This is a genomic window from Actinoalloteichus caeruleus DSM 43889, from assembly GCF_000429185.2.
Taxonomy (GTDB): domain Bacteria; phylum Actinomycetota; class Actinomycetes; order Mycobacteriales; family Pseudonocardiaceae; genus Actinoalloteichus_B; species Actinoalloteichus_B caeruleus.
In genome coordinates this window covers 4,444,047-4,458,475 of the sequence record NZ_AUBJ02000001.1, presented here as the reverse complement: position 1 = coordinate 4,458,475, position 14,429 = coordinate 4,444,047, and the positions used below count along the sequence as shown (strand labels likewise).

General features: G+C 74.6%; 12 protein-coding genes. 5 read left to right on the top strand and 7 right to left on the bottom strand.

Annotation, left to right across the window (positions count from 1 at the left end; all coding sequences use genetic code 11):
- Positions 1 to 21 precede the first annotated feature (21 nt).
- Positions 22 to 1,245, bottom strand: coding sequence for a S8 family peptidase (locus tag G443_RS17775; RefSeq protein WP_026419632.1), 1,224 nt, complete (start codon positions 1,243 to 1,245; stop codon positions 22 to 24).
- Positions 1,246 to 1,411: 166 nt separating this feature from the next.
- Between G443_RS17775 and G443_RS17770 the strand changes: the two genes are divergently transcribed.
- From G443_RS17770 to G443_RS17760, 3 genes are all read left to right on the top strand, one after another.
- Positions 1,412 to 1,591 (top strand): hypothetical protein, encoded by a 180-nt coding sequence (locus tag G443_RS17770; protein WP_030104558.1) that lies wholly within the window; start codon positions 1,412 to 1,414, stop codon positions 1,589 to 1,591.
- Positions 1,592 to 1,613: 22 nt separating this feature from the next.
- Positions 1,614 to 2,609, top strand: a complete 996-nt coding sequence (locus G443_RS17765) for a chromosomal replication initiator protein DnaA (RefSeq protein ID WP_155886204.1) — start codon at positions 1,614 to 1,616, stop codon at positions 2,607 to 2,609.
- A 690-nt stretch (positions 2,610 to 3,299) separates the two neighbouring features.
- Positions 3,300 to 4,109, top strand: a complete 810-nt coding sequence (locus tag G443_RS17760; RefSeq protein WP_026419634.1) for a protein phosphatase 2C domain-containing protein — start codon at positions 3,300 to 3,302, stop codon at positions 4,107 to 4,109.
- A gap of 93 nt (positions 4,110 to 4,202) precedes the next feature.
- Here the strand turns inward: G443_RS17760 and G443_RS17755 are convergent, their stop codons facing one another.
- On the bottom strand, positions 4,203 to 5,603 hold the full coding sequence (locus G443_RS17755; RefSeq protein ID WP_051314155.1) for a glutamate-1-semialdehyde 2,1-aminomutase: 1,401 nt from the start codon (positions 5,601 to 5,603) through the stop codon (positions 4,203 to 4,205).
- Positions 5,604 to 5,756: 153 nt separating this feature from the next.
- On the opposite strand from G443_RS17755, the gene G443_RS17750 reads away from it, so the two are divergent.
- Complete coding sequence (locus tag G443_RS17750; protein ID WP_051314156.1) at positions 5,757 to 6,578, top strand: WecB/TagA/CpsF family glycosyltransferase; 822 nt, start codon at positions 5,757 to 5,759, stop codon at positions 6,576 to 6,578.
- A complete protein-coding gene (locus tag G443_RS17745; RefSeq protein ID WP_026419635.1) occupies positions 6,575 to 7,789 on the top strand; it encodes a glycosyltransferase in 1,215 nt (404 codons plus the stop codon). Before G443_RS17750 ends, G443_RS17745 begins: the two co-directional genes overlap by 4 nt.
- Positions 7,790 to 7,819: 30 nt before the next feature.
- Here G443_RS17745 and G443_RS17740 read toward each other — a convergent pair whose 3' ends face one another.
- From G443_RS17740 to G443_RS17720, 5 genes are all read right to left on the bottom strand, one after another.
- Positions 7,820 to 8,614: an ESX secretion-associated protein EspG gene (locus G443_RS17740; RefSeq protein WP_051314157.1), complete on the bottom strand. Its 795-nt coding sequence runs from the start codon at positions 8,612 to 8,614 to the stop codon at positions 7,820 to 7,822.
- Positions 8,615 to 9,106: 492 nt separating this feature from the next.
- The gene (locus G443_RS17735; RefSeq protein ID WP_155886205.1) at positions 9,107 to 10,372 is read right to left on the bottom strand and encodes a glycoside hydrolase family 6 protein; all 1,266 of its coding nucleotides are present in this window, start codon (positions 10,370 to 10,372) and stop codon (positions 9,107 to 9,109) included.
- Positions 10,373 to 10,542: 170 nt separating this feature from the next.
- A complete protein-coding gene (locus G443_RS17730) occupies positions 10,543 to 12,099 on the bottom strand; it encodes an oligosaccharide flippase family protein (RefSeq protein WP_026419637.1) in 1,557 nt (518 codons plus the stop codon).
- Positions 12,096 to 13,382: a glycosyltransferase family 2 protein gene (locus G443_RS17725; protein WP_051314159.1), complete on the bottom strand. Its 1,287-nt coding sequence runs from the start codon at positions 13,380 to 13,382 to the stop codon at positions 12,096 to 12,098. Before G443_RS17725 ends, G443_RS17730 begins: the two co-directional genes overlap by 4 nt.
- Entirely contained in the window at positions 13,379 to 14,428 is a 1,050-nt protein-coding gene (locus G443_RS17720) for a glycosyltransferase family 2 protein (RefSeq protein WP_026419638.1), read from the bottom strand. The genes G443_RS17725 and G443_RS17720 overlap by 4 nt, the downstream gene beginning before the upstream one ends.
- Position 14,429: the final 1 nt, after the last annotated feature.

The window sequence follows — 14,429 nt, the reverse complement described above, 5'->3', positions numbered from 1 at the left end:
GGGACGGCCGTCGGCGGTCCCTCAGCGTGCCGGGAAGTGCCGCAACACCTCGGCCCGGGCGGCCTCCGCCGTCACCCCGTTCCGCCGCAGCAGGGCCAACTCGGCCGCGATCCTCGGCGCGGCGAAGGAAGTGCCGCTCCACCGGGCGAAGCCGTACCTCCGGTGTTCGGTCCCCGGTGCGTGGTACCCGGCCCCCGGCCGCAGCTGCACGAAGCTGGAGGCGACGTCGACGCCAGGAGCGGCGGCGTCCACCCAGGGCCCGTGGTTGGCGAAGCCCGGGCGCCGGCCCGCCGCATCGATCGCGGAGACGGCCAGCACCTCGGGGAGGGCCGCCGGCCAGAACGGCCGGTCGGAGCCGAGGTTCCCGGCGGCGGCCACCACGGTGGCGTCCCGATACGCGAGCACCTCCCGGCGCAGGAGCGGCGGGCAGGCGTTGTCGGCGGTCAGGCATCCGGAGCTGAGCACGACGGCGTGCACGTGCTCCCCGCTGCCGGCGGCACGGCGGCGGACCCGGCGCAGCCCACCCATGACCGTGACGTCGTCGGTGATCCCCAGGGACGACAGCACCCGCTGGTGGCGCAGGGTCACCCCTGGCGCGTGCTGGAGGAGGATGCCGGCGATGAAGGTGCCGTGGCCCGCGTGCCGGTCCTGGCCGGCGTCGTCGTCGGCGTCGAGGACCTCCGGGGAGAGACCCCACTCGGAGAACCAGGTGCGGCCGGCGAACCACGGGTGGGGGTCGAGGCCCGTGTCGAGCACGGCCACCGTGACCGCCGGCTCCCAGACCTCGTCGGCGGGCGCGGGGGGAACCGGTTCCCCTGGTCGGTCCAGCTCGGGGCCGACCGGCGCGGGGGTGTCCTGGAGCAGGGGGGTTCCGTGGAGGACCGGGCTGCCGAAGTGCACGTGGTTGGGTTGCACTGACGACGGTCCGGTCGTGCCGGCCGCCGTCGCGGCCTCCGCCGCGAGCTCGACGCAGTGACCGCGTTCCGCGGGGCGGAGCCGCAGGCGGGTCACGCCGAGTTGGTCGTGCGTCTGTTCCCCGTCCACCCAACGCCGGAGCCCGTCCCGCACCAGCTCGGCCTTGTCGGCGGCGACGAGCAGCTCACCGCCCCGGACCACGCACTCCGCCGGGCCGCCCGGGTCGTGCACGACGAGGTCCGGGTCGTAGGGACGAAGCTGTTCCACCAGGTCGGGCAGCGGCCGCTGGGACTCGGCGGCCGGTCCCACCGGCAGGTTCGAGATCGTCATGGCAGCCAGCTTGCCAAGATCATCTTCGGTCATCGGCCGGACGCGCCCGGCCGGTGATCTCTTCACCCGAGGTGGTGAGTGGGGATGCGTGGGCATCCGGGCGGCGGACCGGCGCACTCAACCGATCAAGCCTGCTTCCGGGCGTGGATAACCCACAGTGACCCCTATGTCGCCTATCCCTCAACCGGTGCGGATCGTCCGCCTGTACGAGTGGTTGGGACAGGGGATGCTCGCGTTGCGGACGGCGGGAGCGGACGATGTCAATGTCCTCCGCGACGTGCCCCACCCCGCCGGCGACACGACACCGCCGGACCTTCCAGGGCACGTGCGGAACGAACTCAGGTGAAGGCAACCAACAGGTGGTAATGGTGAGGGTGGCCAGCACCGCGACCGCGGCCCGTCGCGGGCGGCTGCTGCGGGCCATCGGGCTGCGGGTCCTCGCCGCCGGGGGGCTCGTCGTCGGAGCCTGGCTCGGCACGAGCGTGACCGCGTCGGCCGAGGAGTTCACCCCGCCGGCGCCCGGCGCCGCGCCACTGCCCTCCCATCCCCCGCCGGTGCCCGCGGCGAGCCACACCGTCGAGGACCGGATCGTGGCGGCGACGCGGGCGTTCGAGGAACGCCTCCGGGGTCTTCCCGACCGAATCCAGGGCCTCCAGCCGGACCTCCCCCCGCTCGAACCTGTCCCGGTGGACTTCGTCACCGCACCACCCGCCCGGGAGCCCGGACCGGCGCTGCCCTGGGAGGGGGGTTCCGCCGAGGAGGCCCCGCCCGTCGCTCCGACCGTGCCCGAGGTGTTCCTCACCGCCCGCCCCGGCGTCCCGGACGACCCATCGCCCGACGAGCTGGTGGACCAGGGCGAACACGGCACCCCACCGGCGGCGAGCCAGTGCGGCGCGGCCGAGGACGGCACCGCGAGCCCGAGCGGCGACCCGTCGACGGATCCCGAACAGGAGCGCACCGCCACCGAGGAGGAGGCGGTGTCCGGTCACGCGGACGGCGGTTCGGCCCCGTCACCGGCGCACGCCGGCTTCACGGCCGACCCCGTCCGCCGGGAAGCGCAGCAGGCCGGCAGGGCACGGCACTCCCCGTCGCCGGGTGTCCCGTCCTCAGCGGACGGCTCGACGGCCGGCGAGGACGCCCACCCCGACACCCCAGGGCCGCCGGGGGAACCCGCCAGCCGACCGGCGCACGCCATCAGCCCGGCGAGCTCCGCCGTTGGCCACGACGGTGGCTACCGCACCATCACCGCCATGCTCACCTTCACGCCGGACCTCGACGAGCCCACCCTGGTACGGGTTTCCCGACTGGAGGACATGTCGCCGTCGACGCACCTGGCGAGACGCCCCGCGCCGTCCCCCGACTGAGACCTCGGGTGTTCCGCTCCCGCTCCCCCGCCCGATGCCCAGACCCCCCACTCCGCTGACGAGGCACCGTCGACAGTCGACAGCGGGTACGGTCGGCTGGCGTTCGGCACACCAGAACGCGGCTCGGCGAGCGGGGAGCCACCACTCCACTCGAGACATCCCAACCTCCGAGCCTCCGCCACGGGCGGGTGTCTCGGAGCTGCTCCAGAGCCCGCCCGCGCGCGAGACCCACCCTGGTCGGGACTGGAGCGAACCGGCGAGGGCTGGTTCGCCGACCGGCACGTCGAGGGGCCGTGCCGGCCGGGCCCACGCGGGGTGGGGAGCACGCGCTCCCCACCCCGCCACCAGCCAGGGCACCGAATCCGTCCCGCCACTGGGCGCCGTCGTCGCCCGCACGACACCGCGAGGCACGCGGTGCTGCCGAGCGACCGCGTCCTGAGCGGGCACCCGCGCCAGCCCCGCTCCCCCCGCTCCCCCCACTCCCCCGCTCCCCCCACTCCCCCGCTCCCCGCTCCTACGCGGACCCGGTGCCCGGAGCGACGCCCGCCTGGCCGCCCCGCCCGACCCACCGGGCCGTTGCCCTCCAGGGAGCTCCACGGGTACCCGTGCCGACCGGGACACCGGCTCCCGTTCCCTGCCTGGTGCGCCGAAGCGCGCGTTCCACCAGCGGACCCTGGCTAGGCTGATCCCATGCCCCACGTCGAGGTGGCCGAGCGGCCGGGCCGGGACCACTCCGAGGACCGGGTGGTGGTGCTGCCGAACTCCGTCGCCCTGCTCGACGGCGCCACCTCACTGGAACCGGGGGCGCGTACCGGGGGCTGGTACGCGGAGCGTCTCGCGGCCGAACTCGCCGAGCTGCTCCCCCACGAGGAGTTGGGGCTCCGGGACATCCTGCGCGCGGGCATCGCCTCGACCGCCTCCCGGCACGGCCTGGTGCCCGGCGACTCACCATCCAGCACCGCCGCGCTGCTCAGGTGGACGTCGACGGCCGTGGAGGCGCTGGTCCTGGCCGACAGCCCGGTCGTGGTCTTCACCGGGACCGGCTACCACCCCGTGACGGACGACCGACTCGCGCGGCTGCGCTCACCGGGGCGGCGCGGTGGGTTCCGGGACCGGCTCCGTTCCGGTTCGGGCTACGACGAGGAGCACTGGACCCGGCTGCGCGCGGCCATGCGGGGGACCGCGCGGTCGCGCAACGTCGATGGCGGGTTCTGGGTGGCCGAAGCCGACCCGGATGCCGCCGACCGCGCCGTGGTCGCCCGGTGGCCCCGCGACGAGGTGCGAGCGGCCTTGCTGGCCAGCGACGGCGTGTCCTGCGGCGTCGACGACTACGGCCTCTACCGGGACTGGCCGGAGCTCCTCGCCGAGGCGACCACGGACGGGCCCCGAGCGGTGCTCGACCGGGTCCGGGCCGCCGAGGAGGGTGACCCGGACGGACGGCGGTGGCCCCGGGCCAAGCGGCACGACGACCAGAGCCTCGTCGTTCTGCGCTTCGGGTGACCCGGGGTCGCCTGGAAGGCGGCGCCCACGCCGGTCATCGGGAACGCCGGCTCCCGCCGCACCCCCACCCGCGCACCGACCGCCTCAACCCGGTCAGGGCGGAGCGGCGGGTCGTTGTCGCGGGCTGGCGTGGGACCGCAGCGCCGGTGCCACCGGAGGACCGGCCACCAGGCCCTCCGTCGACCCCGCCTCCAGGGCGCGCCGGTACGTGACGAGGGCGGAGTGAACCGCGGAGGCGGTCTGGTCCAGTTGGTCGTCGGTGTGCGCGGCGGAGACCACGAAGGACTGGCCGAGGACCCCACCCCGCAGCAGGCCCGCGAGGAAGAGGGTGCGGAAGGCCTGCGAGGGCACGCCCCTGGCGTCCGAGGTGGTGAAGACCAGGCAGGACGGTCGGCCGACCGCCGCCACGTGGTCGGCCACCCCCAACTCGTGGGCCACCCCGTTGACCAGGTCCGCGAGCCGGGCGCCCCGCCGTTCCATCACGGCGACCGGATCGGTCTCGCGGTACACGCGGGCCACCGCGCGGAACGCGGTGAGCCCGACGGACTCGGCGCCGTGCGTCGTGGACAGCAGGAAGGCCCTCGGCCGGGCCGTGGCCAGTCCACCCAGCTCCATCAGCTCGCGTCTCCCGGCCAGCGCGGCGATCGGGAACCCGTTCCCCATTCCCTTGCCCCAGCAGGACAGGTCGGGGGTCACCCCGTAGAGCGCCTGGCCGCCTCCCGCCGCCCACCGGAACCCGGTGATCATCTCGTCGAACACGAGTACCGCGCCGTGCTGGTCGCACAGGGAGCGCACGCCGGCCAGGAAACCCGGTTCCGGCTCGCGCAGGGCGGTCGCCGGTTCGAGCACGACCGCCGCGACCTTCCCGTGGTGCCGATCGAGCACCTCGGCCAGCGAGGGGAGGTCGTTGTACCCGAAGCCGACGGTGAGCTGGCGGGTCACGGAGGGTACGCCGGCGTTCATGGGCACCGTCCCCACGAACCAGTCGTCGGTGGAGAAGAAGGGTTGGTCCCGGCAGACGGCGACCAGGTCACGCCCGGTGGCCGCCCTGGCGAGTCGGACGGCGGCCGTCGTCGTGTCCGAGCCGTTCTTGGCGAACTTCACCATGTCCGCCCCGGGCACCAGGGCCAGGAAGTCCTCGGCCGCCGCGAGTTCCAGGGCGGTGGGCCTGCTGAAGTTGACGCCGTCGGCCAGGCACGCCCGGACCGCCTCGACCACGGGCGGGTGGGCGTGGCCGAGGGTCACCGACCGCAGCCCGCTCCCGTACTCCACGTAGGAGTTCCCGTCCGCGTCCCAGACCCTGGCACCTCGACCTCGGACCAGGACGGGGGCCATGTCCTCCGGGTACTGGTCGGATCCCCGCGCGTAGGTGTGGGCACCGCCGGGCACCAGCTCGTGCAGCCGGGCCTGTAGCCGCCTCGACCGGGCGAGGTCGGTGACGACGGCCCCTCCTGCCGACCGGACCCACGGCTCGAAGTTCACTCCCTTTTTCATCCGAATCGCCGATCCAGTCGGTTTTTCTTCTCAATTCGGTAGCAGTGAGTTGCTTTTCTCATCGCCTCATCCCCCATTGGGTTCTCCACTCTCACTCGATAGTTGAAGGAGTGGCACGCCTGATTTCGCATGGGAAAGCGGCACGATGTTCGCATGCGCGCGTCCATCCCGACGACCTCCGTTCTCGGTGTTCCCGTCGCGAACCTTTCCGTTCCCGACGCGATCGCCGAGACCAACCGGCTCCTGAACCACCCGGAGCCCGCGGTGCTGTGCTTCGTCAACGCGCACTCCGCCAACCTGGCGCACCGCGACCCCGCCTACCGCCGGACGCTGCTCGCGGCCGACCTGGTGCTCAACGACGGGTCCGGCGTGGAGCTCGCCGCGCGCCTCCAGGGAACGCGGTTCCGAGCGAACCTGAACGGAACCGACCTCATCCCCCTCGTGCTCGACCTGGCCGCGTGCCAGTCGCACCGGGTCTTCCTGCTCGGCGGGCGCCCGGGGGTCGCGCGGAGCGCGGCCAGCGCGCTGGCCGGGCGGCACCTCGGCCTCCGCGTCGTCGGCCACGCCCACGGCTACTTCCCGCCCGGGGCGGCGCGGTCGGTGGCCGACGCGGTGCGAGCGAGCGGGGCGGACCTCCTCGTCCTCGGACTCGGCAGCCCAGCCCAGGAACTGTTCCTCGCCGCCCACCTGCGCAGGACCGGGGTCCGGCTGGGCATCGCGGGGGGAGCCTTCCTCGACTTCGCGGCGGGGCGGGTTCCTCGCGCCCCCCGGTGGATGCGTGAGGCGGGGGTCGAATGGGTCTTCCGGCTCGGCCAGGAACCCGGCCGCCTCTTCCACCGGTACGTCGTCGGGAACCCCCTCTTCCTGGCCCGGGTGGTGCGCGAACGGTGCTTCCCCCGGCGGACCAGCCAGCTCCCCGCACCCGAGATCTCCGAACCGCCAGCCCGTCCGTCGCACAGGAGAGTCGAGCAATGAGCGCGAACCAGATCTGTTTCGTCACGAGCTACCCGCTGGAACGGCAGGACCTGGGCGGTGGCAGCTGGGTGGACCGGCGCCTCGTGCGGACCCTCCAGGCGGCGGGGCACGAGGTCGAGGTGGTGTGCGTCACCGGCCCGCCCGGGCAGTGGACGAGCGAGGGCGTGGTCCAACGCTCCGCCGGCTCCGTCCCCCTGGAGATCCGGCACGACCGGCGGCGGCTGTGGGGAGTCGCCGTCGCCATGATGACCTCGACGCAGCCCTACCTGTGCCACAAGTTCACCTCCTTCGAGGGCTGGCCGCAGGCGGCGGGGCTGCTCGCCGAGCGGTCGACGGGACGAACGGTGCTGACCAGCGGTTGGCCCGCGCTGCTGCTCGCCGACGCGGCCCGGGTCCCCGTCGCAGGGCACGTCGCGCACAACGTGGAGTCAGCCGTCGCCGCCGAGCACGCCCCCCTCCCGCTCAGGGCGCTCGGGGAGGTCCCGCGCCTCCGCCGCGCGGAACGGTGGCTGCTGGGACGGGCCGGCCGGGTGCTGGCCCTCTCCCGGACGGATGCGGGCATCCTCCGGGAGTGGGGGATTCCCGCCACCGCGCTTCCCGTCCCCCTGACGGCCGCGCCCGCCCCGGCCGAGCCCTCGGTTCCCGCCGCCAGGACCCCCGAACCGCGCTGGGGGCGGGCCCCGGTGCCGCCGCTGCCGGAACAACCGAGAACCCCGGCAGTGGTGGGGTTCATCGGCAAGGCGGGGTGGCCACCGAACACCAGGGCGATCCGCGCGCTGCTCGGCCCCGTCCACCACCGGCTGACCCAGTTGGGCGTTCCCGTGGACTACGTGCTCGCCGGGCGGGGCACCGAAGCCGTCTCGGACCACCCGAGGGTCGTGGCGACGGGCCGGGTGGCCGACATCTCGGACTTCTACCGCCGGGTCGGCCTCGTGGTCGTTCCCCGGTTCGGGGCCAGCACCGGTGTCAGCGTGAAGGTGCTCGAAGCCGCGGAGAACGGCGTGCCCGCCCTCGTGCCGAGCCCGCTGGCGGCCGCGATCGACCCCGCCGGCCCGTGGCTGGTGGCGGACGACACGGACTCGATGGCGGCGGCGATCGCCCGCTGGTGGCGGCTCAGGCAGTCCCCGGACGTCGGCTCCTGGGTGCGCGCGCAGGACGCCGGCCAGACGCTCGCCGCGTTGGACGGTGTCCTCCCGGTCACCAGCGCCTGAGCTCGGGCGGGCCGGCTGGCGGAACCCCGGTCAGTCGGCCCGCGCCTCGTCGACCAACTCCCGCAGGGCGGTGGCCACCCTGGCGTTGCCGGCCGGCGTCACCGTCACCCACTCCGCCCCGGACGGGGTGCGGCGCCGCAGCTGGAGGTACCGACCACCGGGGGTGTCGTGGAACGCCACGAGCCGGCCGGCGCCCCGCCGGCGCCCGGTTCCGCCGTCCGGGACCACCGCGCCGAAGTGCCCGCCACCGAACGCCCCGTCGACCATCGCGGCCAGCGCTCGCGCCTGCCCCGGCGGCTCACCCTCCGCGACCAGGTGGCGGGCCAGCGCCCGGGCGTCGGTGGCCCGCCTGTTCGCCACCTCGAGGACCTCTGAGCGCAGGCTGACCGATTCGCCGGGCCCGGCGGGCCGGTCACCGGCGAGGCCCACGAGCTGGTCCGCGAGTTCCCAGACCGGGGCCGGCCACAGCCGCACCTCGTCCCCGCGCCGCGCGGCCACCACGCCCTGCCGTTCCCTCGCGGCACCGATGGCGCGCACCTGGCGTGTCCCCCGGATCCCCCCGTGCAGGCCCCAGTCAGGGTGGGCGAGCAAGCCGAGTGAGGACTCCAGGTCGGGGTGCGGCGCACCACCCCGAGCCAGCCCCCGGGCGGTGAGACCGGACAGCACCGCCCGGACGATCTGCCGACGTTCCTCCCAGGTCTTCCCGGGACTCGGCACCTCGAGGTGCGTAGGTGTCGCGTTGAGGCCGAGCACCTCCCAGCAGACGTCGAACTCGACCAGGGACAGGGTGAGGTGCGCGGTGCCGGTGGAGATCGGCGCGTTCACCGCAGCCCACCTCGCGGGTGCTTCGCCGAGGACCGCCGGCGGGAACGGGGTTCCCCGCTCGGACGAACCGACGTTCGCGCCGTCCCGGGACGTCGAGGGCGAGACGTGGCACCTCGACCGGGAACAGGGACGTACTCGCCTTCCGCCACCATCGCCGTCCTCCGCGGTTCGGAAACCCCTCAGCACCATACCGACGGGGCGTACCACCGAAAACAGCCGTGATTGTTCCGTTATTCACGGTAAGAACCGGAGTTCGACTCGGTCACCGACGAATTCGACATCGTGGAAATGCGCTCGGAAGTCCACCGGGGCTCGCGGGGCGTCCACGCGGAACGGTTCGAATGAGCGTGCGCCGCCCCGATTCCGCTCGGCGGGGTGGCACGGCACCCGCGTGGAAGTGGGTGCCATCCGCCGGGGCCACGCTGTCGAGCACCCGCGGCGCCACCGGCGGTGGCCCTCGCCGACGACCGCCGACGACCTCGGACCGCCCTCCTAGCGGAGGCCCATCAGGTCGAGGGCGAGATGGGGGTAGAACAGGCCGCTCACCGTCCCCTCCCCCGAGCCGCAGTCACCGTCGGAGGTGCCCGGGTGCTTGATCCAGAGCAGCGCGTCCATCGGCTCGTCGCCGGTGGCGGGACGAGGTGGTTCCCCGAGCCGCCGGTTCGGGGGGTTGCACCAGTCCCCGGTCGCGCCGGCGCCGTTGCGGCTCGTGTCGATCACGTAGTGCGCGTCGATGCCGTGGTCCGAGGACAACAGGGCGCGAACCTCCTCGCCGAAGGCCACCGCCTCCTCGGTGCTGTTGTAGTTCGACACGTTGACGGCGAAGCCCCGCGCGTCCGCCACTCCGGCCGCCGCCAGACGGGGCGCCATCTCGGAGGGGCGGTTGTGCCGCCCGTCCCCACCGTCGAGGTAGACCCACGTCCGGGGAGCCCGCTCCGACATCTCCGCCACCACCTCGCCCAGCAGGTCGAGCCGCTCCTGGCGGCGCTCCTCGGAGAGGCAGGTCAGGTGGATCAACGAGTCGGGTTCGAGGACCAGCACGGCGGGGGTGTCGCCGAAGGACGGGACGAGTTCGTCGCGCAGCCACTGCCGGTACTCCCGCGCGTTGGCCGCTCCGCCGGAGGAATGGCCCCCGCAGTCCCGGTGGGGCACGTTGTACCCGACGACAACCGGCAGTTCACCCCGGGCGCCGGCCTGGGAGACGTACCGGCTCACCTCGTCGCGGATGCCGCCGCCCCCGATCCACTTGGCCACCGGCTGGGAGGCGATGTCCCGGAGGAAGAGGGTCGCCCGTTCGTCGCCGGCGTTGTCGCTGATCCACTTCCACGCCTCGGTCGCCGGATCTCCGTAGATCCCGGTGGTGGCCTCGAAGGGGTTCTCGCTGCCCGGGACGACGTGCTGGTCGTCGTCGGAGGGACCGCCCGAATCGCTCCCCGCCCCGCCGGGTGCCTGGGTCGGCTCGGGTGGCTCGACCTCGCCGGAGGGCACCGGCCCTCGGTCGTCCTGGTACCAGTCGCCCCAGTCCCAGAACCACAGCGGCCACCCCGCCGGGAACCACCCGGACCAGGGGGCGCGGAGTTCGGACCAGTGCACGGCGTCCTCTGGCTGGGACTGCTCGCTGGACGCCGCCGGTTCCGGGGTGCCGACGGCCGCCGTCCCGGAGACCTCCGCCGCCGCCGCGGGCGGCGCCGGGACCGCGAGGGCCACGCCGAGCAGTGCCGTGGACAACGTCGCCGTCCATCCCGCGTACCTGGTCACGTTCGTCCCACCCGCCTCCCGTTCCACACGCCCTGCCCACACGATGGCAGCGCCGGGGCGGAACCGCAGTAGGTGACACCCGTTGGAGCGCGGGCCCACCCCGAACGGCGGACCCGGTCGGGCGTCCGACCGTGGTTGACAACCTGACCGGGTGTCACTCCTCAGCGGGGTCACCGCGCCGGTTCGTCCAGCAGCCCGCGGCAGCGCCGGTACTGCCGCAGGCCCCCGAGGACGACGATCACCCCGACGAGCACCACCCCCACCACGAGCTCGACCACGGCGGTGAGACCGGTGAGGCGCAGGGCGAGCAGCGCGAGCAGCAGCACCAGGCCGAGAACCGAGGCCGGCCACACACCGCGCGCCAGTTCCCGGACCCGGACCCCCGCCCGGTGGGCTCCCCACACCTGCAACGGCAACGCGACGGTCGCGGCGACGAACGCCTGCGCCCACGCGACGCCGGTCAACCCCCACCACCACGCGCCGACGCAGCTGAACGGCACGAGCGCGAGGAGCCAGGCCAGTTGCAGGCCGACGGAGGACGCCAGGGCACCCGCGGCCACCATGAGGTTGAACACCAGCTCCGAGACGACGCGGGCGACGGCGGCGACCGCGAGACCGGACAGCGCCATCGCGGCCGGGGACCAGTCCGGGCCGTAGAGGACCAGGACGAGCGGTTCGGCGAGCACCGCGAGACCGATCCCCCCGGGCAGGACGACGACCCCGACCAACCCGAAGACACCGGAGACCGCGCGGGAGAGGTCCCCACCGCGTTCCCTGACCCGGGAGAACGTCGCGAGCGCCACCCGCTCCACCGTGCCGGTGACGATGGCGGCCGGCCAGTTGGCGACGTTGGAGGCGAGGTAGAGCAGACCGAGGGCGCTCGCCCCGAGCAGCGTCCCCGTGACCAGCTGCGGGGTGGCCTGCGCCAGTACCAGGACCGTCGAGGAACCCAGCATCGCCGCGCCGCACCGGGTGATCGTCGCCGCGTGCGCGCGGTGGAGGCCGAAACGCGGCCGGGTACCGGCGAGCACCACCAACAGCACCACCACCAGCGCCGTCCCCGCGATGTTCCCCCCAGCCAGGGACCAGGCCCCCGCGCCGAGGACGGCGAGCGCCCCGGTCACCGCCAGGTTCAACGCCATCCCGGACACGTCGGCCACCAGCCGGCGGGCCTGGGCCAGTTCCCTGGTCAGCAGGGCTCCCGGCACGGCGGCGAACCCGTCGAGCACCACGTTGACCGACATCAGGCGGATCACCCCGGTGGCCTCCGGACTACCGAGCGCCTCGGCGAGCAGCGGCGCCGAGAGCAGGCACAGCAGGAAACCCACGAGGCCCCACAGGACGGACAGGGTCCAGGCGGTCGGCAGCAGCGGCCTGACGGCGCTCCTGCCGCTGCCCGGTTGCCGCACCAGCGCGGCCGCCGCACCGAGGTCGTTGACCGCGAGCAGCAGGTGCTGGACGACCAGGGCCGCCGCATACACGCCGAACTCGTCCGGCGCCAACAGCCTGGCCAGCACGATCCCCATCGCGAAGGTGCCCACCCTGGACAGCAGGGTGTTGGCCAGGCTCAGGCCCAGGCCGCGGCGCACTCGCGCCCCCAGGCCAGCACCGCCGTCCTCCTGGCCGAGGTGACGAGCCGCGTCGGACGGGTGGGAGGACGTCGGAGGGTCGGGGGAGCCGTCCCGACCCGACTCGGCGGACACCTCGCCCCGTTCCAGGCCCCTCATCCCGGTTCCCCCGGTAACGGTGGCCGGCGCCCGTCCGCCGGTGCCCCGGGAACCGGGTCACCGGGTGCCGGCGGCGCTCCACCGGTGGGCGATCGGCCACCCTGGCCCGGGCCCGCGAACCACTCCTCCGGCCACCCGCCCTCGGGGACCCCGCACCGCCCGGTCAGCTCGGGTGGTGCCGTCCCCTCCTCGACGCGGACGGGTGGCGCCACCGGCCGACGCATCGGACCGGACGGCGGTGACCAGGGCACCCCTCCCGGGCGGGGTACCACCCTCGGGTCCTCGCGCCCGTCGTCGCCCGGCCCCGTCCTGGCCTCCGGGGACCCGGCGCGCCCGGGTCCCGCCTCGGGCGCTCGCGCCGGCCGAGGCGGGCCCGCCCCCTCCCGTCCCGCCGGCAACGCGAGGGGTGCCGCGGCAGGCGGCCGCGCGCCCGGGCCGGTCCCGTTCCACGCCCCGGCGCCCGACCGCTCACCCCAGTCCGTGAAGTAGCTCCCCCGGTGCACGGCGTAGTCCACCGTCACCACCGGTACGTAAGTGACCCGCATCCGCCGGGAGAGCCGGTGCACCAGCTCCCAGTCCTCCTTCGGGTTGACCGACCGGGGCCGGGCCCACGGGTCGAAGCGCACGAGGGGGCTCCTGGTCACGACGATGGAGTTCGAGTCCGCCCACGAGTCGTCGGTGTGGGCGCGCCGGTCGAACTCGCGGCCGATGATGTCCAGCTGGGAACCGTCCGCACGGAGGCGGCGCACCGCCGTGTAGGCCAGCCCCGGGCCGGGCTCCTCCCGCAGGGCGCGGAGCGCGCGCTCCAGGTGGTCCGGCCGCCACGTGTTGTCGTCGTCCAGGAAGGCCACGAAGGGCGACCGGGACAGCCTGATCCCCACGTTGCGGGCGAGACCACAGCTCCCGTGGTTCCGCCCGAGCCTGATCAGGCGCAGCCGGGGGTCCGGTGGCAGCGTTCCGACCTCACCGCCGCCGTCGTCCACCACGAGGACCGCGACGTCCCGGACCGTCTGGCCGAGGGCGCTCCGCACCGCGGCGAGCAGGCGACCCGGTCGGCGGTACGTGGGGATGACCACCACGACGGTGGCTTCCGGGACGGGGGCCACCACCGTCGACAGCCGCTCCACCTCGGCGTCCTCCTCGGCCCGTGCCGCCCGTCTGGTGGCCGCGTAGCGCAGCCGGTACCAGCGCTCCGCGACGACGTGGCGTCCGACCAGCCGTCGCAGCAGGTCCTTCGCCAGGCGGGGGAACTCCACCGGTGCCCGCCGGTTGGGATCGCTCACCTGGACACCTCCAACGGCCAGGGGGTGGTCCGCCGGTGGGTCCCGAAGTCCGGGCCGGCGGCCGGGTGGGTGGGGTGCCCGGCGAGGAGCCGGCCACGGCCCGCCCAGAGTTCCCGCAACGCCCGGCGGTGGACCCGCCGCCGGAGGGGAATCCGGACCAACTGCCCCACGAGCAGGGCGCTCCAGACCAACCGCGCCGCCCGACGGCCGTCCCACCGCGCCACGTGCACCACCCGGTTCGTGACCAGTTGCGCCCACAGCGCCGGGGTGGAGGACACCTGCCCGCCGAGGTGGACCGCGGTCGCCTCCGGCACCCGCGCGATCCGCCAACCCGCGTCGGTCACCCGCCGGCAGTAGTCCACCTCCTCCGAGTAGAGGAAGAGGTCCGCCCGCCAGGGTCCGATGCGCCGCCGCACGTGGGCCGGTACGAAGAGCACCGCTCCGTTCGCCCAGCCCGGTTCCTCCTGGCCGGTGGGGTCGATGCGTTCCCCGAGGGCGGGGAAGCGGCCCGCCCACCCGCCGAGGAGGGCTTCACCCCAGGCCCGTCCCGGGCTGGGGCGGCGGCGCATCGTCGGTTCTGGCCGTCCGGCACCGTCGCGGACCGCGGGTGCCGCCACCCCGACACCGCCCCGCGCCTCATCGCGGGCTCGGTCACCGCTCCGACCTCGGCCTCCCGGGCCGGACGACGTCGGGATCACGGCGCCGCTGTCGGGCTGGCACGCGGCCGCGAGGGGCAGGACGGAGCCTGGATCGAGACGCACGTCCGCGTTGAGCACCAGCAGGCCCTCCGCCGGGGTGGCGAGCGCGGCGCAGGCGTTCACCCCGCTCGCGTAACCCAGGTTCGCCCCCAACGGCAACAGGTGGGCGTAGGGCGCGAGGCGGCGGGCGACGTCGAGCGTCCCGTCCGTCGAGTGGTTGTCGGCGATCACCAGTCGCCACCGCCCGACACCGCGCATGGCCGCCGGGAGTGACTCCAGCAACCCGGGCAGGTCCTCCGCCGACTGGTGGGTCACGACGGCGACGAGGACGTCTGGACCAACGTGCACG